We start from the raw sequence: 25165 nt of genomic DNA, 5'->3' as shown, positions 1-25165 counted from the left end.
ACGGGGTGGCGGATCCAGTCAATTCAACCAATTCAATACAATAAATTGGTATCAACAAACTTGGCACACTATTGAGTTCTCAAACAACAGACACATTCGAATAATTCCCGAAACAATTCATATTCAAATGAATTCTTTTGTTTCGCTTTTCTTCGCTGCGATGTTTATAGCTTATTTCATTCTTATTCACTTTGCAAATCCGGGTTATTTTCCCGATATTCACTCTGTGGAACGAATCCGCCCATCAAAAAGTGAAGCTTTTCATCATTTTCGTGCTTTGCACACGATGAATTGCTTCTCTTGTGAAGGGGTTTGTCACCACTCAACGGCGGCGACTCAGAAAACAATACACGCTCCCCCGAGGCCGTGCAAATCGGCTGCGGAGGAGCGTGAATGGGGGCTTGGGAAGGCTAAGGAACCAGGACTTCGACAGTCGCGAGATTCTTCTTGCCGCGGCGCAGGAGCAGGTACTGGCCATGCAGCAGCTCCGATTCGGAGATAACAGCTTCCGGGTCGGACACCTTCTCGTTGTTTACATAGGCGCCGCCTTCGCCGACAGTCCGCCGGGCCGCGGACTTGCTCTCCGACAGGCCGGATGCCACCAGCAGGTCAATGATCCCGAGGCCATCCACCTGGATGCGGGCGGACGGAAGCTCCGACGTGGCTGCTTCCAGGGTTGGCCGGTCCAGGGCGGACAGGTCACCGTTGCCAAAAAGTGCAGCAGACGCCGCGATGACTTTCTCCGTTGCCTCCACACCGTGGACCAGGGAAGTCACTTCGAACGCCAGCTTCCGCTGGCCTTCCCGGGCAAAGGGACGTTCGGCAACGGCAGCTGCCAGCGTTTCGATTTCAGCGCGGCTCAGGAAAGTGAAGACCTTCAGCCGGTCCACAACGTCAGAGTCGGCGGTGTTCAGCCAGAACTGGTAGAAGGCGTACGGGCTGCACATGCCGGCGTCGAGCCAGATGGCGTTGCCTTCGCTCTTGCCGAACTTCGTGCCATCCGAGTTGGTGATCAACGGCGTACCCAGGGCGTGCACACTCTTGCCCTCAACCTTGCGGATGAGTTCAGTGCCGCTGGTGAGGTTGCCCCACTGGTCCGAACCGCCGGTCTGCAGCATGCAGCCGTAGTCACGGAACAGCTGGAGGTAGTCCATGCCCTGCAGGATCTGGTAGCTGAATTCCGTGTAGCTGATGCCCTCGTCCGAACTGAGGCGGGACGCAACAGCATCCTTGCGAAGCATGGTGCCGACCCTGTAGTGCTTTCCGATCTCGCGCAGGAAGTCGATGGCGCTCAACGGTGCGGTCCAGTCGAGGTTGTTGACCATGCGGGCGGCGCTGGGGCCATCGAAGCTGAGGAATCGGCGAACCTGGGCCTGCAGGTAGCCCACCCATTCGTTAACGGTGTCCTTGGTGTTCAGTGTGCGTTCTGCGGTGGGCCGCGGATCGCCGATCAGTCCTGTGGATCCGCCCACCAGTCCCAGCGGCTTGTGCCCTGCGAGCTGCAGCCGGCGCATCACGAGGAGTTGGACCAGGTTGCCCAGGTGCAGGCTGGGCGCGGTGGGGTCGAATCCGCAGTAATAGGTGATCGGATCACCGGCGAGGAGCTTTTCCAGTTCCTCTTCATCGGTGGAGACCTGGACCAGGCCGCGCCACTTCAGCTCCTGCCAGACATTGGCGAAGGTGGGGTCGTTCTGCTGGGATTCGAGATCGTTGAGTTCTGACACGACTTCTAAGTTAGCAGGATCGGCGATGCCCGGCGCCGAAATGAACGGCGCCGGGCGTCAAGGGGCAAAGCGGACCGGCTCAGCCTTCTATGCCTGCCGGAATACCTTCCGCGGCGATCAGCCGGAGCCGCTGGGTGGGCCGGGTCATGGCGACGTACAGATCGCCCACCCGGCCATGCTCGCGGTTGAGCATGACGGACGGCTCGAGCACCACAACGCCGTCGAACTCCAGGCCCTTGGCCTCGCGCGGGCTGATGACCACGATGTCCTGTTCGTAGCTGCCCGCGCCGTTGCCGATGCGCCGGCCGTACACGGCACGAAGGGCTGACGTTGCAGCCGGCAGAAGGTCGCCGTCGGCAATCACGGCGAGGAGGCCGCCGTCGAGCGCTGCCAGTTCCTCCGGAAGCACCTCCACCAAACGGCTCACCACCTGTCCGTGGTCAACCTCGTCGACGACAGGGGCCCACCGTCCCTCGCGGACGGCCTTCGGCGCGGAAACCACCAGTCCGGCCGCGTTGGCCATGCGGGCGGCGGCTTCGGCGATCTGGGAGGGCGTCCGGTAGTTGACTGTCAGCTCCTCCAGCTGCCAGCGGTCACCGAACATGGGCGCCAGGGCTCCCTGCCAGGAGTTGGCGCCGGCGACTGAACTGGTCTGCGCGATGTCGCCCACGATGGTGAAGGATTTCAGCGGGCAACGGCGGACCAGCAGGCGCCATTGCATGGGCGAAAGCTCCTGCGCCTCATCCACCACGATGTGGCCGAATGCCCACGTGCGGTCGCTGGTGGCGCGCTCGGCGGCCGTCAGGCGGTTCTCGCGCTCCTGGTTCTGATCGGCGAGTTCCTCCGCGGAGATGAGGACATCGACACCCATGTCCCCCATGTTCACCAGTGTCTGCTTGGCGTTGGCAAGGTCCCGGGCGCGGTCGTGCTCCTGCTGTGCAAGGCCACGTCCCGCCGCCGGGTCCATTTCTCCAAGGAGCTCCGCGGCCTCGTCCAGCAGCGGGACGTCGGCCTCGGTCCAGGGCGCACCAGCGGGGCGCAGCAGCAGCGACCGCTCCCTGAGGGACAGATTCGGTGTGCAGGCCGCCAGGACTGCGGGCTTGCTCAGAAGCTCGGTGATCAGCTTCTCCGGAGTCATCGGCATCCAGCACAGGTTCAGGACGATCCGGACGTCGCGGGCCGTGCGGACGTCTTCTGCCAGATACGAGCGGTCGGCATTGTTGCCGATGCTCCCGGCCTCCACGAGATCGGTCATCTGCTCGGTCAGTTCGCGGAGCAGAATTTTGATAAACGTCAGGCGTGCCTCGTTGTGGGGCTTGCCGGTGGACCGGGCACGTTCGCGCGCCCGGCTTACCTGCCGCCGTGTCAGCACCAGCTTGCGGCCGTCGACGTCCAGGACACGGTCCTCGGCGGGGATCCGCTGCCGGTTCGCCACGGCATTGGCCACAACCTTCACCATGTCCAGCCGCCCCTTGATGGCCGCGACCTCTGCCTCAGGTTCGGCAACCGCTTTGATCCCGGGCATCAGGCGACCCACGCTGGCCATGACCACGCCGGTCTCACCGAGCGAGGGAAGAACACGTTCGATGTACTTCATAAAGGACGACGACGGGCCCACCAGCAGCACGCCGGCAGTCTTCAGCCGTTCCCGGTGTGTGTAAAGCAGGTACGCGGCCCGGTGCAGTGCCACAGCAGTCTTACCGGTACCCGGACCACCCTGCACCACGAGGGCACCGGAAATGGAGGACCGGATGATGCGGTCCTGCTCGGACTGGATGGTGCCGACGATGTCGGACATCCGGCCCGTGCGCTTGGAATCCAGAGCCGCCAGCAATGCTCCTTCGCCCTGCAGCGAGGCGTCGTCCGCGAGCATGTCCGCATCAAGGACGTCGTCCTCGATGGCCTTGACTTCCCGGCCCTGCAGAATCAGGTGCCGCCGGCGGCGGACGCCCTGTCGGTCAAACGCCGTTGCCTGGTAGAAGTGCCCGGCTTCGGGCGCGCGCCAGTCCACCATGAGCCGCTGGAGGTCATCGGTGGTCAAGCCGATGCGCCCAATGTACTGGGCCTCACCGGAATCCAGGTCGAGGCGACCGAAGACCAGGCGGTCGTCGACGGCGTCGAGCTGGGCGAGGCGGTCCTCGTAGAGCGCGGCGAAGGCGTCGCGTTCGGAGACATTCTGCATGGTGCCCACGGCACCGGCCCGGCGGACCTGTGCCAACTGCTGGCGCTTTTCCGTGCGGAGCTCTTCCAGCCGCGCGTACAGGCCGGCAACATAGTTCCGTTCGTGGGCCAAATCGGCGTCGAGCATTTAAACGTTCCCCTATCGCAAAAGACAGACCGTCCATTCTACAACCATTTCGGTTAACGCGCCCGCCGGTCCCCTGCCCCGGAAGTCACCCAATGTTCACTTTCAGGCCGCACACTTCCGTAGCCGTTCCGCCCCGTGAGTGATTCAATACTGCAATGCACCACGAGAACGTCCTGACCGGATACGGGCTTTCACTCCTTCCGTTGGCACCGCACCATGCCGAAGGGCTGTTTGACTTCGTGGACGCCGCGATGTGGGCAGGAATGGCCGCGCCCCTGCCGGCCACGGCGCACGAGCTTTCGGGGCTGTTTGCGGCCAGGATTGAGGACCCGGCCAGCCTGGCCTTCGCCGTGACGGACCAGCGGACCGGAGCCCTCCTGGGCACAACCGCGCTGAATACGTTCGATGCCGCCCAGCAACGCGTGGAAGTTGGCGGCACCTTCTTTGGACGGCAGTTCTGGGGCACGCACGTAAATCCCGCCAGCAAGCACGCCCTGCTCGGCTTTGCGTTCGAAGGCCTTCACGTTCAGCGCGTTGCGTTTCGCTGCGACGCACGTAATGTGCGCAGCGCCGCAGCCATCGAACGGCTGGGGGCAACGTTCGAGGGCGTGCTGCGCAGCCACCGCCTGGCACCTGACGGCACACGTGCGGATTCCGCAGTGTTCTCGATCCTGGGGCAGGAATGGCCCGCGGTGCAACAGCGCCTCCAGCACCGGTTGGCGCCGTTCGCCCTGGCGGGAGACCACCCCGGCGGGACTGATTATGCCCGGCGCACCTTCGCCGCCTTGTAGCGGGACACGGTGGGATCCCCTGGCAGCCAGAAGCGCCAGGGATACGTCGCGGAGCCGCCGTCGCCGGAAACGCCCACCCTCGGCCCGGAACTGAACACGGGAGCGGGCACCGAAGGCAGCCGCAGTTCGAAAGGGTCAGCCAGCGCATCCCGGCCGCTGTCGGCGGTAGTGAGGGCCAGCGTGGTGGCCAGCCGGGCCGGGCCGCTCGCCAAGTCGAGGGCCGATTTCGACGTCGGACGCCGCACCATCGCGAGGTGCTGCCCCTCCACCACCTCGCCCGCCCGCAGCAGGACGGCAGATGCGGTGCCCGCCGGGCCGCAGACGATGTTGGCGCAGTAGTGCATGCCATACGTGAAGTAGACGTAGAGGTGGCCGGCCGGGCCGAACATGGGCGCGTTGCGGGCCGTGGGGCCACGGAAAGTGTGGGAGCCGGGATCCGGATCCGACGAGTCGCCGGGACCCATGTACGCTTCCACCTCGGTGATCCGCACAGCCACAGTTCCCTCGTGGCTGTGGTGGGTCAGTACGGATCCCAGCAGCCGCGGAGCGACCCTCCGGGCGTCGCCGGAAAGCAGTTCGCGGAGCTGATCCGGGCTGGCGGGACTCAGGCTGGCGGTCATGGTCCGACTCTATCGAACGCCACGGCCGTGTCCGATTTCCGCTAGCAGTCCCGGTCGCTGGCTGGCAGGATGGAGGGCATGGACTTCTGGCAGCGCTACCGCGCGATTGACGCGCGGGACACCCGGTTCGACGGGCAGTTCTACACTGCTGTCCGGACCACCGGCATCTACTGCCGCCCGTCCTGCCCCGCCAGGACCCCGAAAGCCGTGAACGTCACCTTCTACGAAACCTCTGCCGCAGCGCACGACGCCGGCTACCGGGCGTGCAAGCGCTGCCTCCCCGAAGCAGTGCCAGGCACGCCTGCGTGGAACATCCGGCAGGACCTGGCGGGCCGCGCGATGCGCCTGATCAACGACGGCGTGATCAACCGGGACGGGGTGGAGGGCCTCGCCGCCCGTCTGGGATACTCCTCCCGCCAGCTCAACCGGATCCTCAGCCACGAACTCGGCGCCGGCCCGCTCTCCCTGGCCCGGGCCAGCCGCGCCCAGACCGCCCGCACCCTGTTGGTGTCCACAGCGATGAAGCTGGCGGACATCGCATTCGCGTCCGGCTTCAGCAGCGTCCGCCAGTTCAACGACACCATGGTGGAGGTGTTCGCCATGACGCCCACTGCCCTGCGCGCGACCGCCAGGCACCACCGCTCCCCTGCCGCCGCGACGTCGCTGACGTTGAGCCTGCCGTACCGCGTACCGTTCGATCCCGGTATCTTTTCCTTCCTCGCCGTCAGGGCGATCCCCGGGATCGAGGCGGGGACGCCGACGTCGTACGCCCGTACTTTGCAGCTTCCGCATGGCGATGCCCGCTTCAGCGTGACTTACGACGACGGCGTTCCCGGACGGCCGCTGACCCTCACCATCGGCGCGGTGGACCTCCGGGACCTGCCCGCACTGCTAAGCAGGGTACGCCGGCTCTTCGACCTCGACGCCGATCCGGTAGCCATCGACAGTGCCCTGTCCCAGGAGCCCCGCCTGGCCGCCTCGGTTGCCAGTGCGCCGGGCATCAGGATGCCCGGCGCGGTGGATCCGCGGGAGCTGCTCATCCGGGCGATGATCGGGCAGCAAATCACCGTGGCTGCGGCCCGCACCGCACTGACGCAGCTGGCCGCAGCCGGCAGTCCCAGCGCGGTCCCCGGCGAGGGCCTTGACCGGCTGTTTCCCACCGCGGCCGAAATCGCCGAGACCGGCTACACGCTGCTGCGCGGTCCGCAACGCCGGATTGACGCCATCCGTTCCGCCGCGTCGGCCCTGGCTGGAGGCCAACTGGATTTTGGCTACGGGGACGATCTGCCCGGGCTCGGCGCCAAGCTGCTTCCCCTTCCCGGGGTGGGCCCGTGGACCGTGGGCTACGTGGCAATGCGTGTCCTCGGCGCGCCGGACGTGTTTCTGGCCAACGACGCCGCGGTGCGAAACGGCATCCGGGCACTCGCCCCAGCCCTCACGAACCAAGACGGCGGCGGCGTTGAGGCGCCTGGCGTGACGCCAAGCCCCGATTTCCGCGAGGTCAGCCCGTGGCGGTCCTACGCCACCATGCACCTGTGGCGCGCCGCCGCGGAGTCCAAATCCTCCAAACCTATACAAGCCGTTCCAGAGAAAGCGATGCTATGAAAGCCCAGCTGTTAGTGATGTCCACCCCGGACGGACCGTTCACCATCCTTGCCCAGGACGGCGTGGTCCTCGCCTCGGGCTGGACCGCCGAGCCGGGTGAGCTGACCGGCCAGATCCACCCCGAGCTGCGGCCGGGCGACGTCGAAGCGGTCACGGACCTGGGCAGCATCTCCCGGGCCGTGGAGGCCTTCTATGCCGGCGATCCCGCGCCTGCCATGGCCGTCCCCGTGCGCCAGAAGTCTGGGCCGTTCCGGTCGCACGCCTGGGATGTGCTGAGGACCGTTCGTCCCGGGTCACCGGTGACGTACACCGAGTATGCCGAGCTTTCCGGAAATCCGAAGGCGGTCCGGGCCGCGGCCAGCGCGTGTGCGTTCAACGCGGCTGCCTTGTTTGTGCCGTGCCACCGCGTCATCCGCACAGACGGTTCCCTGGGCGGTTTCCGCTGGGGCCTGGCCATCAAGGAGAGCCTGCTGGCCCGCGAAGCAACGGAAAGCCTGCTGGCCCGCGAAGCCGGATAGGGCTACCGCGCTGCGGGTGTCCCGGATGGCCAGGGCAGCAGTTCCGGGAGGTCCACGCCGTCCGCGGCGGCTGTTGCCCGCAGGCTGCCGAGCGCTGGTTCACGGCCGGCCAGCCAGGCGGCAATGTCAGTGATCATCCCGTTGATGACGGTGGAACGGCCGAGGCCAAGGGTCACGGGCGGGAGCCCGAGTGGCTGCAGCACGAGTTTTTCCCCCGGCGGGACACGGGCCGCCAGGAAGTCGAAGAGGTGCTCGCAGAACTTCCGGCTCCACATCTCGGGCCCGAGGCCCGCGTCCAGGTCCGCTGTGTGGATCACCAGTTCACGCCACAGCGCGAGGCCGCCGTCGAAGACCACTCCTCCACGGTAGGCAATGGAGGCCTGCCAGTCGGCGTCTCCTTCCAGCGAATCAAAAGCCTTCAGTGCCCGGTCCAGGCCGGCCTGCAGGTCAGCCCGGTGCGCATCCGCATTGTGGCCGGCGGCCATCTCGATGGCCTTCGTGCGTCCGTCCTGGCCTCCGTCGTACAGCTCAACAGTGGCGCCGCGGGCGGCAAATTCCAGCTGCCGCGCCATGGCGTTGGAGATACCGGCGAGATGCGCCAGGACGTGCCCGCGGGTCCAGCCGGGCAGTCCCGACGGTGCCTTGACATCCTCATCGGTGAATTTCGCGGCGGTCGAGGCCACGGCGTCGGCGGCATTATGCAGTTCGGCCAGTAGTTCTGAAGTAGTGATCTCAGTCATAGCGCCATGGTAGCCGACAGAGTTAACGCCCATTAACGCCCAACGCTCTCGCAGCTTTGGTGCGAAATCGGCCAACGCTCCTGCACTGACTGCAGGAGCGTTGGCTGAAATCGCCTCAAAAGTGAGAGAGCGTCTGGGGGTTAGGCCGCGTAGTCCCGCACGCCGGCGAGCTCTGCTTCCAGCGCGAGCAGCTGGCGTTCGACGGCGGCGGGTGCGGTGCCGCCCTGTGAGTTGCGGCTGTTGAGCGACCCTTCGGTGGACAGGACCGTGCGGACCTCCGGCGTCAGGTGCTCCGAAATAGCGGCGTATTCCTCATCCGTCAGGTCCCACAGCTCCACGTCGCGGCTTTCGGCCTGCTTCACGGCCGCGCCGGAGAGCTCGTGCGCCTCGCGGAACGGAACGCCCTGGCGGACCAGCCACTCCGCGATGTCCGTGGCCAGCGCGAAGCCCTGCGGTGCCAGCGACTCCATCCGTTCCGTGTTGAACTTCAGCGTCGCGATCATGCCCGAGACAGCCGGAAGCAGCAGCTCCAGAGTGTCGGCGGCATCGAAGACCGGTTCCTTGTCCTCCTGCAGGTCGCGGTTGTACGCGAGCGGCAGTCCCTTGAGCGTAGCCAGCAGCCCGGTTAGGTTGCCGATCAGGCGCCCTGCCTTGCCGCGGGCCAGTTCGGCGACGTCGGGGTTCTTCTTCTGCGGCATGATCGAGGAGCCGGTGGAGTAGGAATCGTGCAGGGTCACAAAGGAGAACTCCTTGGTGGCCCACAGGATCACTTCCTCCGAAACGCGGGACAGGTCCACGCCGATCATGGCCGTAACCCACGCAAACTCGGCGAAGACATCGCGCGATGCGGTGCCGTCAATCGAGTTGTGGGTGGCGGAAAAGAAGCCCAGGTCCGCCGCGACGGCCTCCGGGTCGAGGCCCAGCGACGAGCCTGCGAGGGCACCGGAACCGTAAGGCGAAACCCCCGCGCGCTTGTCCCAGTCCTGGAGCCGCTGCACATCGCGCAGCAGCGCCCAGGCATGGGCCAGCAGGTGGTGGCTGAGCAGGATTGGCTGGGCATGCTGCAGGTGAGTACGGCCTGGCATGGCCACACCCTGGTGCGCCTTCGCCTGCCCCACCAGCGCCTCGATGGTTGCCAGCACGCCGCGCGCGATGATCCGGGCGTGGTCACGCAGGAACATCCGGCCCAGCGTGGCCACCTGGTCGTTGCGGGACCGGCCGGCGCGGAGCTTGCCGCCCAGCTGGGTGCCGGCGCGCTCGATCAGGCCGCGTTCCAGTGACCCGTGCACGTCCTCATCGGATTCCGCCGGCAAGTACACGCCGGAGGCGACGTCGTCATCCAGCCGGCCCAGGGCGTCCAGCATGCCGTCGAGTTCGGCGTCGTCCAGCAGCCCGGCCTTGTGCAGCACGCGGGCGTGCGCTTTGGAGCCGGCAATGTCGTAGCGGGCCAGCCGCCAGTCAAAGTGCGTGGACTTGCTCAGGGCTGCGAGGGCATCCGCGGGGCCGCCGGCGAACCGGCCGCCCCACAGTGCGCCGGTGTTGGTCGCGTCGGATTTCGGGGTTTCGACAGGCTCAACCACCGATATTTACTTTCCTGCGACGCGGATATCGCGGCCGGAGGCAACCTTGGCTGACATGCCCCACAGCTCGATGAAGCCGCGCGCCATGGACTGGTCGAACGTGTCGCCGGTGTCGTAGGTGGCGAGGTCGAAGTCGTAGAGCGAGGTCTCGGAGCGGCGGCCGTTGACGATCGCCTGTCCACCGTGCAGCACCATGCGGATGTCGCCGGTGACGTACTTCTGGGTGTCTTCGATGAACGCGTCCAAGGAGCGCTTGAGCGGTGAGAACCACTGGCCGTCGTAGACCAGTTCGGCCCAGCGCTGGCCAACAGTGGCCTTGAAGCGGGCCTGCTCGCGCTCGACGGTGATGTCCTCGAGGTGCTTGTGCGCGGTGATCAGCGCCATGGCACCGGGGGCTTCGTAGATTTCGCGGGACTTGATGCCCACGAGGCGGTCCTCGACGACGTCGATCCGGCCCACACCCTGCGCGCCGGCACGGCGGTTCAGTTCCTTGATGGCCTGCAGCGGGGTGACCCGGACGCCGTCGATCGCTACCGGCACGCCGGCTTCGAACGAAATGGTGACCTCATCCGGGGCCGGCGGGAACTCCGGCGTCGCGGTGTAGTCGTAGATGTCCTTGGTGGGCGCGTTCCAGATGTCCTCGAGGTAACCGGTTTCGACGGCGCGTCCCCAGACGTTCTGGTCGATCGAGTACGGGTTCTTCTTGGTGGTCTCGATCGGCAATCCCTTTTCCTCGGCGAAGGCGATGGCCTTGTCGCGGGTGAGGGCGAGGTCGCGGACCGGTGCGATGCATTTCAGGTCCGGACCGAGGGTCTGGATGCCCACTTCGAAGCGGACCTGGTCGTTGCCCTTGCCGGTGCAGCCGTGGGCCACGGTGGTGGCGCCGAATTCACGGGCTGCCTTGACCAGGTGCTTGACGATGACCGGCCGGGAGATGGCCGAAACCAGCGGGTAGTGGCCCTGGTAGAGGGCGTTGGCCTTCAGCGTGGGCATGCAGTATTCGTTGGCGAACTCGTCGGACGCGTCGGCCACGTAGGCTTCGACGGCGCCGCAGCCGAGGGCGCGCTGGCGGATGGTCTCCAGCGACTCGCCGCCCTGTCCGACGTCGACCGCTACGGCGATGACCTCGGCACCGGTGGCTTCACCGATCCAGCCGATGGCTACGGAAGTATCGAGGCCACCGGAGTAGGCCAGAACAATGCGCTCAGTCACGAAAATGCTCCTAATTGGGGTTGTAGATGTTGATCGGGGAAATTCTTCAGGGAAAAACGTTCTGGGGAAAGCCTGTCACACCGGGAGGGTGTTCGGGCGGTGTGGGCCTACTGGCCGCCGCCGGCTTCCTCGGCGAGCTGCAGGAACCGGACCGCGAGGTCCTGCCCGCCCTGCGGATCCCGGGAAACCAGCAGCACGGTGTCGTCACCGGCAATGGTCCCCAGGATGGAGGGCATCACCGAGTGGTCAATGGCCAGGGCCAGGAAGTTGGCCGCACCGGGCGGGGTCCGGAGCACCGCGATGTTGGCCGAGGCTTCCGCCGTGACCAGAAGTTCACTGCACAGCCGGGCAAGCCGGGCATCCAGGATCTCCTGGCTGACCCCGCTCTTGGCCGCACGTTCGCCGCCCTCGCCGGGGACGGCGTAAACCAGCACGCCTTCCTTGCCGCGGACCCGGACGGCGCCGAGTTCCACAAGGTCCCGGGACAGCGTGGCCTGGGTGACCTGGACGCCGTCGTCCGCCAGCAAAGCGGCCAGCTCCGCCTGGGAGCGCACCGATTCACCCGTCAGGATCGCGGTGATGCGCGCCTGGCGGGCCGTTTTGGTGGCCGGGCTGGAGCCCGGCGATGCCGGCGGGACGGACACTAGTTGCCAACCTCCACGGGCTGTAGGCCTTCGACGACGGCGAGCCCGGACCGGTGCATCAGCCAGGCCATCAGTGCCTTCTGCGCATGCAGCCGGTTCTCCGCTTCGTCCCAGACGATCGACTGCGGGCCGTCGATGACGCCCGCCGAAATCTCGTAACCGCGGTAGGCGGGCAGGCAGTGAAGCACGACGGCGTCATCCGCCGCATGTGCCATGGCCGCCTCATCCACGGAGTACTCCCGGAACAGCTGCAGCCGGGCCTCCTTTTCGGCTTCCTGGCCCATGGAGACCCAGGTGTCCGTGGCCACAACGTCGGCGCCCTTGAGGGCAACGGCGGCGTCGGTGGTGACCAGCACGGAACCGCCGGTCTGGGCGGCGCGCTCCTCCGCCGCGGCAACGATCTCCGCTGCCGGGAGGTAGCCTTCCGGGCCGGCGATGCGGACGTGCATCCCGGCAGTGACGCCGGCCAGCAGGTAGGAGTTGGCCATGTTGTTGGCGGCGTCGCCCAGGTAGCTCATGGTGAGGCCCTTGAGCTCGCCCTTGTGTTCCTTCACCGCGAGCAGGTCCGCCAAGAGCTGGCACGGGTGGTAGTCGTCGCACAAGGCATTGATAACCGGCACCCTGGAGTTCGCCGCCATGGCCACCAGGCCCGAGTGCGCGCCGGTGCGCCACACAATGGTGGAGACCATACGCTCCAGGACCTTGGCGGTGTCCTCGACAGACTCCTTATGGCCGATCTGCGCCTCGCCCGGGTTGATGATCAGCGCGTTGCCGCCCATGTCCGCGATACCCGTGGCAAAGGAAACCCGCGTACGGGTGGAGGTCTTGTCGAAGATGACGGCCACCGTCTTGCGGCCGTTGCCCTCCCCGGCAAAGGGCTGCACGCTGTACGGCGCTGCCTTCATGCGGACGGCCAGGTCCAGGACCTCGGCCTGCTCAGCGGGGCTGAGGTCCGTGTCCTTCAGGAAGTGGCGGGTGGTGCTGGCTACAGGGGTCACTGCGCGTCCTTAGCTGTCTGGAGGAGTGCCGGGAGGGCGGCGAGGAAGGTGCCGGCCTGGTCCTTGGTGAGGACCAGCGGCGGGGCAAGCCGGATAGTGTGCGGGCCGGGGCTGTTGACGATGAAGCCGGCGTCCAGGCCTGCGGTCACCACTGCGGGGGCCACGTCGGCGTCCAGGTCGAAGCCGATGAGCAGGCCTTCGCCGCGGACTTCGGTGACGCCATCGACGGCGGCCAGTCCGGCGCGGAGGTAGTCCCCCACGGCAGCAACATTTTCCAGTACCCGCTGGCTTTCGATCGCGTGCAGGGTGGCCAACGCGGCCGCCGTCGCCACCGGGTTGCCGCCGAAGGTGGTGCCGTGCTGGCCCGCGGACAGGAGCGACGACGTCCGCTCACCGAACGTCAGGAGCGCTCCGATGGGGAAGCCGCCGCCGAGGCCCTTTGCCAGGGTGATGGCGTCCGGAACAATCCCGGCGTCCTCCGTCGCGAGCCATTTGCCGGTCCGGCCGATTCCGGTCTGGACCTCGTCCAGGATCAGCAGGGCGCCGGCCTTTGTGGTCGCTTCGCGTGCTGCCTTCAAGTAGCCAGGAGGCAGTGGCCGCACTCCGGCTTCGCCCTGGATGGGCTCCAGGAAAACAGCGGCCACGGTTTCGTCGATGGCTTCTTCCAGGGCCGCGACGTCGCCGAACGGGATGTGGACCACGCCGCCGGGCAACGGCTCGAACGGTGCGCGGTAGGCTTCCTTGGCGGTCAGGGCCAGGGCACCCATGGTGCGACCGTGGAAGGCACCTTCCAGGGCGATGATCTTGGTCCGCTTGCCCGTGGTGCCGTCCGGGCTGGCTCCGTTGCGCCGTGCCAGCTTAAAGGCGGCTTCGTTGGCTTCGGTGCCGGAGTTGGTGAAGAACACCTTCGAGCCCGCCGGGGCGTGCGTCAGTGCCAGCAGCTTTTCTGCCAGTGCGATCTGGGTGGGGCTGGTGAAGAAGTTGGAGACATGGCCAAGGGTGGCCAGCTGGCTGGAAATCACGGAGGTGACAAACGGGTGGGCGTGGCCCAGGGCGTTGACGGCAATACCGCCGAGCAGGTCCAGATATTCCTTGCCGTCGGCGTCCCAGACCAGGCAGCCGGCACCGCGGACCAGGACCCGCTGCGGCGTGCCAAAGACGCCCATCAGGGACGTGGAGTAGCGCGCGAGCCACTCAGCGCCGGTGCTGTGGGAAACGAGGGTGGTCGCCGTGGCCTCCACAGCGATGGGGGTCCCGCCCGCTTCGCGGTGCCCGACCACACCCGGCCCCCCATCGCTGCTGCGGCCTTCAGCGGAATGGTTCAGTTCAGTGCTGGTCACTATGCGTTCACTTCCTCATCAGGGACGACCTGCGTGCCGATGCCCGCCGTCGTGAATGTTTCCAGGAGCATCGAGTGCGGCAGGCGGCCGTCCACGATGTGCGCGCGTTCCACTCCGCCATCAATGGCCTTGAGGCACGCTTCCATCTTGGGGATCATGCCTGATTCCAACGAGGGCAAAAGCTGGCGCAGTTCCGAGGCCGTCAGGGAGGAGATGAGGGAGGACCGGTCCGGCCAGTTGGCGTACAGTCCTTCGACGTCGGTGAGGATCACCAGCTTGGAGGCCCCCAGGGCTTCGGCGAGGGCGGCCGCGGCGGTGTCCGCGTTGACATTGAGGACCTGCCCGGTGGTCTGGACCTCTCCGGCTGCCGTCTCGAGGCCGTCGGACTCGATTTCCGGTGCCACGGTGGAGATGACGGGTATGCGGCCCGCAGCCAGGATGTCCAGGATGCCCTCCGGGTTCACGCCGACAACTTCGCCCACCAGGCCAAGGTCCACTTCCTCGCCGTCAATGACGGTGCCGGTCCGGACGGCACGGAGCAGGCCGCCGTCTTCACCGGACATTCCCACGGCATACGGGCCATGGGAGTTGATCAGGCCCACCAGCTCGCGGCCCACCTGGCCGGTGAGGACCATCCGGACCACGTCCATCGCTTCGGGGGTGGTGACGCGGAGGCCGCCTTTAAACTCGGACTCGATACCCAGCCGCGCCAGCATGGAGTTGATCTGCGGACCGCCGCCGTGGACCACTACGGGGTGGATGCCCACATGGTGCAGGAACACTACGTCTTCGGCGAAGGCGCGGCGCAGTTCCTCGTTGACCATGGCGTTGCCGCCGTATTTGATCACCATAGTGGTGCCGGCGAACCGCTGGATCCAGGGCAGCGCCTCGATCAGCGTGCCGGCCTTGCTTTGGGCATCACTCATGGACGTCGTTTCACGGGTCTGGGTGTTCATGCGTGCAGTATCTCCAGGGTTGCTGGTGGATCTAGCTTGAGGATCAGCTTGAGTAGGCGCTGTTCTCGTGGACGTAGTCGTGGGTGAGGTCGTTGGTCCAGATGGTGGCTTCGGCGTCACCGGACTGCAGGTCAATTTCCACCAGGACTTCGCGGGGTTCGAGGTCCACCAGGTTTCGGTCGTCGCCGATGCTGCCGTTGCGGCAGATCTGGATGCCGTTGATGGCCACGTTGAGCTGGTCCGGTTCGAACATGGCGTCCGTGGTGCCCACGGCGGACAGCACGCGGCCCCAGTTGGGGTCCTTGCCGAAGATGGCTGCCTTGAACAGGTTGGACCGGGCCACGCAGCGGCTGACCGTTTCGGCGTCCCGCTCGCTGGCCGCGTTGAACGTGCGGATGGCGATGTCGTGGCTGGCGCCTTCGGCGTCCCCGATCAGCTTGCGCGCCAGTTCGGCGCATACCTTGGTCAGCCCGGCACCAAAGGCTTCCGCGGACGGGACGGCGCCTGACGCGCCGGAGGCCAGCAGCACCACGGTGTCATTGGTGGACATGCAGCCGTCCGAATCAGCCCGGTCGAAGGTGACGCGCGTGGCGTCGCGGAGGACGACGTCGAGCATTTCCGCTTCGACGTCGGCGTCAGTGGTGAGGACCACCAGCATGGTGGCCAGGCCGGGTGCCAGCATGCCGGCGCCCTTGGCGATGCCGCCGATGGTGAACTCCTGGCCGTCGGCGTCCGTGCCGATGAACAGTGCGGACTTGGGGACCGAGTCTGTGGTCATGATGGCGTTGGCCGCATCCGGCCCGCCGTCCGTGCTGAGCGCTGCGGAGGCAGCCTCGACGCCCGGGAGGATCTTGTCCATGGGCAGCTGCTCGCCGATCAGGCCGGTGGAACAGACAAACACGTCCGTCGCCGAGATGCCGAGGACCGCGGCCACTTTTTCGGCCGTGTTGTGGGTGTTCTGGAACCCTTGGGGACCGGTACAGGCGTTGGCGCCGCCGGAGTTGAGGACCACTGCGTCCACGCGGCCGTCCGAGACCACCTGGCGGGACCAGTGGACGGGGGCCGCGGCCACCCGGTTGCTGGTGAAGACGGCGGCCGCCGCCTTGGACGGGCCGTCGTTGACCACCAGGGCGAAGTCCGGCTTGCCTGAGGTCTTCAGGCCGGCGGTAACGCCTGCGGCGCGGAATCCCAGGGGGGCGGTAATGGTCACGGTGCAACTCCCTGCAGATTGAGGCCGGCGGTTTCCGGCAGGCCAAGCGCAATATTCATGGACTGCACGGCGCCGCCGGCAGTCCCCTTGGTGAGGTTATCAATGACGCACGTCACAATCACGCGGCCGGTGTGTTCATCCAGTGCCAACTGCATGGCCGCGTGGTTGGAGCCCTGGACGGACTTGGTGGCGGGCCACTGCCCTTCCGGCAGCAGGTGGACAAACGGCTCGTCGTCGTAGGCATCAGCCCACGCCTGGCGGAGGTCCGCCGCCGTGGTGCCGGGCTTGACCTTCGCGGTGGCGGTGGTGAGGATGCCGCGGCTCATAGGCGCGAGCGTCGGGGTGAAGGACACCGTGACACTCTCGCCGGCAGCATTGGAGAGGCCCTGTTCAATCTCGGGGGTGTGGCGGTGGCCGCCGCCCACGCCGTAGGGGCTCATGGAGCCCATCACCTCAGAACCGATGAGGTTGACCTTCGCGGCCTTGCCCGCACCCGAGGTGCCGGAGGCGGAAACGATCACGACGTCGTCTGGCTGGAGCAGCTTGGCGGCGAACCCGGGCGCCAGGGCCAGGAGGGCCGACGTCGGGTAGCAGCCCGGGACGGCGATCCGCGTGGCGCCTTTGAGGGCCTCGCGCTGGCCGGGGAGCTCCGGCAGACCGTAGGGCCAGGTGCCGGCGTGGGCCGAGCCGTAGAATTTTTCCCACGCGGTTGGATCTTCGAGGCGGTGGTCTGCGCCGGCGTCGATCACAACTGTGCCTTCGGGGAGCTGTGCCGCGATCTCGGCGGAAGCGCCGTGCGGAAGTGCCAGGAACACGACATCGTGCCCGGACAGATTCTCCACGGTGGTGTCTTCCAGGATGCGGCTGGCCAGTCCGTGCAGGTGCGGCTGCAGCTCGCCAAGGCGGGAGCCTGCGTTGCTGTGCGCGGTGATGGCACCGATGGTCACGTCCGGATGTCCGGCCAGGAGCCGCAGGACTTCTCCCCCGGCGTAGCCGCTGGCCCCGGAGACGGCAACAGAAATAGTCATGCCGTGAATCTTACAGCAAAAGTATTCAGTGTGCCCGATATTTATGCATCGATGTTGGCATCGATTCTCCCGGCCGCTGGACAAGCAGGCGTAAGATGGAGTGAGGGTGATCATGACCGTGCAGTCCGAATGTCGGCTGCACCGTTGCCCGAAACAGTTACGAGGCCCCGCTCCATGACCACCACCCTTCCCACGTCAGAGCGCCCTAAATCGCGTGTCCGGCAGCCCAACGCAGTTGTCCTGAGCTATTCGGAGCTGCTGAAGAGCGTCAAGGCTGAAGGCCTGCTGGAACGCCGCGTCGGTTTTTACATCACGCTCTTTGCCAGCCTGGTACTGCTCATGGCCGCCACCTGGTTCGGGTTTGCCCTGATCGGCGACAGCTGGTTCCAGCTCCTCATCGCCGCGGCCGTCGGGGTCCTCTGCACACAGCTGAGTTTCCTGGCCCACGAGGCCGGGCACCGCCAGATCTTCGCGTCGCGCCGGGCCAACGACTGGACCGCCCGGATCCTGGCCACCTCGGTTGCCGGCATGAGCTATTCCTGGTGGGAGCAGAAGCACGGCGCCCACCACAACCACCCCAACGTCATTTCGAAGGATCCGGACATTGCCACGGGGGCCATCGCCTTCCACACCGAAGGTGCCGCCACGCGGCAGGGCAGGTTTTCGTTCCTGACCCGCAAGCAGGGCTGGTTCTTCTTCCCGCTACTGTTCCTTGTTGGCCTGGGGCTGCAGATCGATTCAGTGAAGTTCGTGTTCCGCCGGGCCAAGGTGACACACCGATGGGTAGAGCTTCCCATTTTGCTGGTCCGGCTCAGCCTCCTGCCCGTGCTGGCTTTTACGTTCCTGCCGCTCGGGATGGCGTTCGCGTTCATCGGCGTGCAGCTCGCCGTCTTCGGTTTCTACATGGGTGCTTCCTTCGCGCCGAACCACAAGGGCATGCCGGTCCTGCCCGCGGACAGCCGCGTGGACTTCTTCAGCCGCCAGGTCCTGACGTCACGGAACATCTCCGGTGGCCGGTTTATGGACATCCTGCTCGGCGGCCTGAACCGCCAGGCTGAGCACCACCTCTTCCCGGACATGGCACGCCCCCAGCTGGATAAGGCAGCCAAGATTGTCCGCGAGTACTGCAAGAAGCACCAGGTTCCCTACACGGAAACCACGCTGCTGCAGTCCTACGGCATCATCGTCCGCTACCTGAACGATGTAGGCCTTGCTGCAGGACGCCACTTCGAGTGCCCCATGGCAACGGTGACCCGGCGGTTCTAGCACGCACCCCGAGCCACGCGGGCTCCCCCGCATGACTCTGCCCCGTATGCCCCGAAGCGACGGCCGGCTACCGGCCGTCGCTTCGTCGTCGGTAGCGGTATCCCTAGGATGGTCAGAGACACCGGCCGCGGGAAACCCCCGCCCGGAGAGGAGACCTTTTTATGCAAGCCATCGTTGCCCGCCAGTCCGGAGGTCCGGAAGTCCTTGAGATCGCCGAGGTGGACCGGCCGACGCCGGGTCCCGGCCAGTTGCTCATCAAAGTGGCGGCAGCCGGGGTGAACTTCATCGACACCTACCAGCGCGGGGGCATGTACCAGGTCCCGTTCCCCTTTACGCCTGGCTCGGAAGCCGCTGGGACTGTAGAGGAGCTCGGCGAGGGCGTCGAAAACTTCGCAGTCGGCAGCAGGGTGGCCACGGCCGAGGGCACTAAATGCTACGCCGGCTACGCGGTGCTCGATGCGGCCAAGGCACTTCCGGTGCCGGACGGCGTCGACGACCTGACGGCGGCTGCCTTGCCGCTCCAAGGCATGACCGCCCACTACCTCATCAATTCCTCCTTCAAGGTCGAACCGGGCCACACAGTACTGACGCACGCCGGTGCCGGCGGCGTCGGCCTGCTGCTGATCCAACTGCTGAAGGAGAGGGGCGCCCGCGTCATCACCACGGTTTCCTCGGAGGCCAAGGGAGAACTTGCCCGCGACGCCGGGGCCGACCATGTGCTGCGGTACGAGGGCTTCCCCCACCATGTCCGCGAACTCACCAACGGGAAGGGCGTGGACGTGGTGTACGACGGCGTCGGCCGGAACACCTTTGACGGGTCCCTCTCCTGCCTCCGCACGCGAGGCATGCTGGTCCTGTTCGGGGCAGCCTCCGGGGCCGTTCCCCCGGTGGATCCGCAGCGTCTCAATGCGGGCGGGTCGCTGACGTTGACCCGCCCGTCCCTGGCCCACTTCCTTCTCAATGAGCAGGAGCGCCGCTGGCGGTCGGCGGAGATCTTCGCCGCCGCAGACAACGGTCACCTGAAGGTCCGGATCGGTGCCACCTACCCCCTGGCCGAGGCGCGACGCGCCCACGAGGACCTCGAAGGCCGGCGTACCACGGGCAAGGTCCTGCTGGTTCCCTGATGCTATCCGGGGCCTGCGTGAACAGAACATGAACCTTCAACGAACCAGCGACACCTTCCGTTCACTTTACTCAGGCAGAATCCGTCCGTGAGTGAGCATCAGTCAACGGTCGCCGCATCCCTGCCGGAGGATCCCTACCGCCCCCAGCTGGCCGGTTTGCCCCTGGCCCCGCCCGAGCGGACCCTCATGGCCATCCTGGCGGACTCGGCCGCACGTTTCCCGGAGGCCTCAGCGCTCGACGACGGCCGGCGTTCCCTGAGCTACGCCGACCTGATGGCCGCTGTCTTGGCCAAAGGACGGGAGCTCCAGGCCACCGGGCTGGGCGCCGGCGACAGGATCGGTGTGCGGATTCCGTCCGGGACCAGCGAGCTCTATATCTCGATTCTCGCTGTCCTGCACATCGGTGCCGCCTACGTTCCCGTGGACGCCGACGACCCCGAAGAACGTGCTCGGCTCGTCTTCGGCGAGGCTGGCGTAGCCGCAGTGCTCACCGGCGGGGCCGCGGTCTCCGTGCCTGACTCCCCGGAACCCGCTGAACGCACTCAGGCCGAGCGCTGTGCTGCCGAGCCCGGCGATGACGCGTGGGTGATCTTTACGTCCGGTTCCACCGGCACGCCCAAGGGCGTAGCGGTACAGCACCGCTCCGCCGCCGCCTTTGTTGACGCCGAAGCCCGGATCTTCCTGCAGGCGGAGCCCCTCGGCCCGCAGGACAGGGTACTGGCAGGGCTTTCCGTCGCCTTTGATGCCTCGTGTGAGGAAATGTGGCTTGCCTGGCGTCATGGCGCCTGCCTGGTGCCCGCACCGCGGGCCCTGGTCAGGACCGGAACGGACCTCGGCCCGTGGCTCATCAGCCACGGCATCACCGCAGTGTCCACCGTTCCTACGCTGGCTGCCCTCTGGCCGGCCGAGTCCCTGGAGAGCGTCCGGCTCCTGATTTTCGGCGGCGAGGCCTGCCCGCCTGAGTTGGCCGAGCGGCTTGCCGTCCCGGGCCGTGAAGTCTGGAACACCTACGGCCCCACGGAGGCCACTGTTGTGGCCTGCGCGGCTCCCCTGGGTGGTCCCGGTCCGGTCCGGATCGGACTGCCACTGGACGGCTGGGACCTGGCCGTGGTGAATGCTGAAGGACTGCCCGTCGGCGAAGGGGAGATCGGCGAACTGATTATCGGCGGCGTCGGACTGGCCCGTTACCTTGACCCGGACAAGGACCGGGAGAAGTACGCGCCCATGCCGTCCTTCGGCTGGGATCGCGCCTACCGTTCGGGCGACCTGGTCCGCTACGAAGCCGCCGGACTGATCTTTATGGGCCGCGCCGACGAACAGGTCAAGCTTGGTGGACGCCGGATCGAACTGGGCGAAATTGACGCCGCCCTACAGGCCCTCCCGCACGTTGCCGGAGCTGCTGCGGCAGTACGAACAACCGCTGCTGGCAACCAGATCCTGGTGGGCTACCTGGCCGCCGCCGACCCTGACCTGGATCTGGCGGCCGCCCGCGAACTCCTGGCGGCGAGCCTCCCCGCGCCCCTTATTCCGTTGCTGACCGTCGTCGACTCCCTGCCTACCAAGACCAGCGGCAAGGTGGACCGCCATGCCCTGCCTTGGCCGCTGACCGGGGCCGGTGCGGCGGAGGCCGACGCTGCCCCCTTGAACCTGCCCGAAGATGCCTCCTGGGTGGCCGAACAGTGGACTGCAGTCCTTGGCAGCCGTGTAACAAGTCTCGACGCCGACTTCTTCGCCTATGGCGGCGGCTCCCTGTCCGCTGCCCAGCTGGTCTCCGCCCTCAGGGTCCGGTACCCGACTATCACGGTCGCCGACATTTATGCCACGCCCAGGATCGGGGCCCTGATTGATGCGGCCCGCCAGACCCTTCCCGACGGAGTGGCCACCGGACCTGCGCCGTCCCGGACTGTACGCCCCACCGCGTTTAAGTCCCAGGTCTTCCAGACGCTGATGGGCATTCCCTTGCACATCCTGGTGGGGATGCGCTGGCTGACCTACCTCATGGCGGCTAACAACGTGCTGGCCGCGTTGGCCGGCTTCAGCGCTTCCCCCACTGTTTCCTGGTGGTGGGTGGCCGCCTCATGGCTCGTCTTCGTCTCCCCAGCCGGCCGGATGCTAATTTCCGTGGCCGCGGCCCGGATGCTGCTCCGGAAGGTGGGACCGGGAACGTACCCGCGCTCCGGACAGGTGCACCTGCGCCTCTGGCTGGCCGAACAGATCCAGGACCTCGCCGGGGCCATCAGCCTCGCCAGCGCACCATGGGTGCCTTACTACGCCCGTGCGTTGGGCGCCAAGATCGGCAACAACGTCCAACTGCACTCGCTGCCGCCTGTCACCGGGATGCTTTCCCTCGGCAGTGGCTCCAACATCGAGCCTGAGGTGGATCTTTCCGGTTGGTGGATCGACGGGGACATCGTCCACATCGGGGCCGTCCGTATCGGGGCAGCAGCCAGCGTCGGGGCACGCAGCACGCTGATGCCCGGCGCTTCCATCGGCGCCGGAGCCCAGGTGGAGCCCGGCTCGGCCGTCCTCGGCAAGGTGAAGGCCGGCCACCACGTGGCCGGGTCCCCGGCTGAGCGCCGGGGCAAGGCCAAGCACTCGCTGCCGGACACTCCTGCAGAACATCGGCTGATTGGCCGGCTCTGGTTCGCCGGATTCGCCGTGGCTTCAGCCGTGCTGGCCCTGATCCCTTACGTCTCCGCCGCCGCCGCGGCCCTGGTGGTCTTTGCCTTCATCCAAGGCAGTGAATCGCTCTCCGCAGCCGTCCCGCAACTCCTGCTGGCCCTCGCACCCGCGGCCCTCGTGTGGTTCGTCGTCAACCTCCTGCTGATTTTGGTCACCACCCGGTTGCTCGGCATCGGCCTGGCGGAGGGCTACTACCGCGTCCGCAGCCGGATCGGCTGGCAGGTCTGGGCCACGGAACGTGTGCTGGACCTGGCCCGCGACCTGCTCTTCCCCGTTTATGCCAGTCTCTTCACGCCGGTCTGGCTGCGCCTGCTGGGCGCCAAGATCGGCAAGAACGTCGAAGCCTCCACGGTCCTGCTCATCCCCAAGATGACCACCGTGGGCGAGGGCGCCTTCCTGGCCGACGACACCATGGTGGCCTCCTACGAGCTCGACGGCGGGTGGCTGCGGATTGCGCCCGCGAAGATCGGCAAGCGCTCCTTCCTGGGCAACTCGGGCATGACCGCTGCCGGCCGGAATGTCCCCAAGAACTCACTCGTCGCCGTCCTGTCGGCCACACCGGCCAAGGCCAAGTCCGGGACGTCCTGGCTGGGCAGCCCGCCTGTGCGGCTCCGGCGCACCGCCATCGCCTCGGACGACACCCGCACCTATCAGCCGCCGCTGCGGCTCAAGTTTGCCCGCTGCCTCTGGGAACTGGGCCGCTTCATCCCCGTGGTGGTAACGGTGGCGATCGCCGCCGGCGTGATGCTTGCTTTTGACTGGCTGGCTGCCGCCTACAACTACGGGATTGCCGCAGCCCTGGGCGGCGTCGTGATGCTGCTGGCGGGCGCGGTGGCCGCGGGCAGCGCCGTCGTCGCCAAATGGGTCCTCGTGGGCCGGATCCGGGCGGGCGAGCACCCGCTCTGGAGCTCCTTCATTTGGCGCAACGAGGTGGTCGATACGTTTATCGAAATGGTCAGCGCCCCCTGGTTCGCGCGGGCAGCCACCGGGACCCCGGCCCTGGTCTGGTGGCTCCGGGCGCTCGGCGCCCGGATCGGCCGCGGCACGTGGTGCGAAAGCTACTGGCTTCCCGAAGCGGACCTGGTCACCCTCGGGCGGAACTCCACCGTCAACCGTGGCTGTGTGGTCCAGACCCACCTGTTCCATGACCGGGTCATGAGCCTGGACACTGTTACCCTCGAAGACGGAGCAACTATGGGCCCCCACGGCGTCATCCTGCCGCAGGCGAGCATTGGCAGCGGTGGAACTGTAGGACCGGCCTCGCTGGTGATGCGGGGCGAATCGGTTCCCGCCGCGACCTATTGGATGGGCAACCCGGTGAGCCCCTGGAGCGGTCCCGCAGCGTCCGCTCCCAAACCACGCTAGCCCCGCAGTACCAGCTGTCCTGCCGCCCTACGCTGATCGGAAAGACCGTCTTATGAGTTCCCCCGCACCGAGCCCCACGGCCGCCAGTAACGGCCCTGCACGCACCTCGGAGCACGGCGCATCTTCGCCCGACCCCTATATGCCCGGCCATGGCACGAACGCGTACAAGGTCAGCCGCTACGAACTGGACCTTGACTACAAGCTCAGCAGTAACCGCCTGAACGGGCGCGCGGTCCTGAACGCCGTCACCCAGTACGCGACGGCGGCCCTTGTGCTGGACCTGACCGGGCTCCGGGCCACGAAGATCCAGCTCAGCGGGCGTCGGGTAAAAAAGTTCAGCCAGCGCGCCGGGCAGTTGGTCATTGTGCCCGAGGCCGCGCTGCCGGCGGGCGAGGAATTTACCCTCGACATCCGCTACGATGGCAACCCTGGTCCCCGGCGCGGGTTCTGGGGCGAGGTGGGCTGGGAGGAACTCACCGACGGCGTCCTTGTGGCCGGCCAGCCGAACGGCGCCGCCTCCTGGTTCCCGTGCAACGACCACCCCGGTGACAAGGCCAGCTACCAGATCAGTGTGACCACCGACGCCAATTACCGGGCCGTGTGTAACGGCACCCTGATCTCCCACACCAGCAGGGCCAGCCGCGAGACCTGGGTCTACGAACAGGCCGAGCCCATGGCCACCTACCTGGCCACGGTCCAGATCGGCCGCTATGAGTTCCTCGCCCTGACTCCCTTCCCCGTGGACGGGCAGGTTCCGCAGTTCGCCGCCGTCCCGGCACTGTTGGTCGACACGGCCCGCGAAGGCCTGGCGAGGCAGCCTGAGATGATGCGCACCTTTGCCAGCTGTTTCGGGCCCTACCCTTTCCCGGAATACTCCGTGGTGGTGACCGAAGACGAGCTGGAAATACCGCTTGAAGCGCAGACGCTCTCCATTCTGGGCCGGAACCACCTGACGCAGGAGTGGGAATCCCAGCGGCTCATCGCCCACGAGCTCGCGCACCAGTGGTTCGGGAACTCCCTCACTGCCGCATCATGGTCGGACATCTGGCTCCACGAGGGCTTCGCCTGCTATGCGGAGTGGATCTGGTCGGAGGAGGCGGGCGTCCTGCCTGTCGCGAACCGGGCCGCCGCAGCCTGGCGGAAACTGGCCGCCGGCAGCCAGGACATTATCGTGGGCGACCCCGGGCCGGAGCTTATGTTTGATGACCGCGTCTACAAGCGGGGAGCCTTGGCCCTGCATGCCCTGCGGGTCCGGTGCGGCGACCTGGCATTCTTTGCGTTGCTGCACGACTGGACGGATGCCCACCGTCATGGTTCAGTGTCCACGGCGGCCTTTATTCTCGCCGCGGACCGGGCCACCGGCCTGGACACCGAGGCGCTGCTGCACCCGTGGCTGCTTGAGGCCGCCCTTCCGCCGCTGCCCGTGCGCTGACGAGCAAGTGCGCTGACAACAA

19 protein-coding genes are annotated in these 25165 nt (G+C 66.7%); 7 read left to right on the top strand and 12 right to left on the bottom strand.

Annotation, left to right across the window (positions count from 1 at the left end):
* Positions 1–410: 410 nt before the first annotated feature.
* Complete coding sequence (gene tyrS, locus ACVWY0_RS17225; RefSeq protein ID WP_485837749.1) at positions 411–1724, bottom strand: tyrosine--tRNA ligase; 1314 nt, start codon at positions 1722–1724, stop codon at positions 411–413.
* Positions 1725–1803: 79 nt separating this feature from the next.
* Entirely contained in the window at positions 1804–4032 is a 2229-nt protein-coding gene (locus ACVWY0_RS17220; RefSeq protein ID WP_485837748.1) for a HelD family protein, read from the bottom strand.
* 155 nt (positions 4033–4187) lie between these two features.
* Between ACVWY0_RS17220 and ACVWY0_RS17215 the strand changes: the two genes are divergently transcribed.
* Positions 4188–4823: a GNAT family N-acetyltransferase gene (locus tag ACVWY0_RS17215; RefSeq protein ID WP_485837747.1), complete on the top strand. Its 636-nt coding sequence runs from the start codon at positions 4188–4190 to the stop codon at positions 4821–4823.
* On the opposite strand, the gene ACVWY0_RS17210 is transcribed toward ACVWY0_RS17215, so the two are convergent.
* Complete coding sequence (locus ACVWY0_RS17210) at positions 4793–5443, bottom strand: DNA-3-methyladenine glycosylase (protein ID WP_485837746.1); 651 nt, start codon at positions 5441–5443, stop codon at positions 4793–4795. The two genes, ACVWY0_RS17215 and ACVWY0_RS17210, sit on opposite strands and share 31 nt — an antisense overlap.
* 78 nt (positions 5444–5521) lie before the next feature.
* Between ACVWY0_RS17210 and ACVWY0_RS17205 the strand changes: the two genes are divergently transcribed.
* Positions 5522–7048, top strand: coding sequence for a DNA-3-methyladenine glycosylase 2 family protein (locus ACVWY0_RS17205; protein ID WP_485837745.1), 1527 nt, complete (start codon positions 5522–5524; stop codon positions 7046–7048).
* A complete protein-coding gene (locus tag ACVWY0_RS17200) occupies positions 7045–7566 on the top strand; it encodes a methylated-DNA--[protein]-cysteine S-methyltransferase (protein ID WP_058929435.1) in 522 nt (173 codons plus the stop codon). The genes ACVWY0_RS17205 and ACVWY0_RS17200 overlap by 4 nt, the downstream gene beginning before the upstream one ends.
* Positions 7567–7568: 2 nt before the next feature.
* Here the strand turns inward: ACVWY0_RS17200 and ACVWY0_RS17195 are convergent, their stop codons facing one another.
* From ACVWY0_RS17195 to argC, 9 genes are all read right to left on the bottom strand, one after another.
* Entirely contained in the window at positions 7569–8306 is a 738-nt protein-coding gene (locus ACVWY0_RS17195) for a maleylpyruvate isomerase family mycothiol-dependent enzyme (RefSeq protein WP_485837744.1), read from the bottom strand.
* A 140-nt stretch (positions 8307–8446) separates the two neighbouring features.
* The gene (gene argH / locus ACVWY0_RS17190) at positions 8447–9886 is read right to left on the bottom strand and encodes an argininosuccinate lyase (RefSeq protein WP_485837743.1); all 1440 of its coding nucleotides are present in this window, start codon (positions 9884–9886) and stop codon (positions 8447–8449) included.
* A 6-nt stretch (positions 9887–9892) separates the two neighbouring features.
* Positions 9893–11098 (bottom strand): argininosuccinate synthase, encoded by a 1206-nt coding sequence (locus ACVWY0_RS17185; protein WP_056343011.1) that lies wholly within the window; start codon positions 11096–11098, stop codon positions 9893–9895.
* Between the two features lie 107 nt (positions 11099–11205).
* A complete protein-coding gene (locus tag ACVWY0_RS17180; protein ID WP_056343008.1) occupies positions 11206–11742 on the bottom strand; it encodes an arginine repressor in 537 nt (178 codons plus the stop codon).
* Complete coding sequence (gene argF / locus ACVWY0_RS17175) at positions 11742–12740, bottom strand: ornithine carbamoyltransferase (protein WP_485837742.1); 999 nt, start codon at positions 12738–12740, stop codon at positions 11742–11744. The genes ACVWY0_RS17180 and argF overlap by 1 nt, the downstream gene beginning before the upstream one ends.
* Positions 12737–13987 carry an acetylornithine transaminase gene (locus ACVWY0_RS17170; RefSeq protein ID WP_485837752.1) on the bottom strand — a complete coding sequence of 417 codons (1251 nt, stop codon included), beginning with the start codon at positions 13985–13987 and terminating at the stop codon, positions 12737–12739. Before ACVWY0_RS17170 ends, argF begins: the two co-directional genes overlap by 4 nt.
* A gap of 92 nt (positions 13988–14079) precedes the next feature.
* The gene (gene argB, locus ACVWY0_RS17165; RefSeq protein WP_485837741.1) at positions 14080–15036 is read right to left on the bottom strand and encodes an acetylglutamate kinase; all 957 of its coding nucleotides are present in this window, start codon (positions 15034–15036) and stop codon (positions 14080–14082) included.
* Between the two features lie 43 nt (positions 15037–15079).
* On the bottom strand, positions 15080–16246 hold the full coding sequence (gene argJ, locus ACVWY0_RS17160) for a bifunctional glutamate N-acetyltransferase/amino-acid acetyltransferase ArgJ (protein ID WP_485837740.1): 1167 nt from the start codon (positions 16244–16246) through the stop codon (positions 15080–15082).
* Entirely contained in the window at positions 16243–17274 is a 1032-nt protein-coding gene (argC, locus tag ACVWY0_RS17155) for an N-acetyl-gamma-glutamyl-phosphate reductase (RefSeq protein WP_485837739.1), read from the bottom strand. Before argC ends, argJ begins: the two co-directional genes overlap by 4 nt.
* Before the next feature lie 174 nt (positions 17275–17448).
* Between argC and ACVWY0_RS17150 the strand changes: the two genes are divergently transcribed.
* The 4 genes from ACVWY0_RS17150 to ACVWY0_RS17135 all read left to right on the top strand — a co-directional run bounded on the left by ACVWY0_RS17150 (position 17449) and on the right by ACVWY0_RS17135 (position 25143).
* On the top strand, positions 17449–18540 hold the full coding sequence (locus ACVWY0_RS17150) for a fatty acid desaturase family protein (protein ID WP_104063390.1): 1092 nt from the start codon (positions 17449–17451) through the stop codon (positions 18538–18540).
* 161 nt (positions 18541–18701) lie between these two features.
* Positions 18702–19664 carry a quinone oxidoreductase family protein gene (locus ACVWY0_RS17145; protein ID WP_485837738.1) on the top strand — a complete coding sequence of 321 codons (963 nt, stop codon included), beginning with the start codon at positions 18702–18704 and terminating at the stop codon, positions 19662–19664.
* A gap of 186 nt (positions 19665–19850) precedes the next feature.
* Positions 19851–23711: a Pls/PosA family non-ribosomal peptide synthetase gene (locus ACVWY0_RS17140; RefSeq protein WP_485837751.1), complete on the top strand. Its 3861-nt coding sequence runs from the start codon at positions 19851–19853 to the stop codon at positions 23709–23711.
* A gap of 52 nt (positions 23712–23763) precedes the next feature.
* Positions 23764–25143, top strand: a complete 1380-nt coding sequence (locus tag ACVWY0_RS17135) for a M1 family metallopeptidase (protein WP_485837737.1) — start codon at positions 23764–23766, stop codon at positions 25141–25143.
* The last annotated feature ends 22 nt before the right edge of the window (positions 25144–25165 follow it).

The sequence above is a fragment of the Arthrobacter sp. UYNi723 genome (genome assembly GCF_054057635.1).
This window is presented reverse-complemented; position numbering and strand designations above follow the sequence as displayed.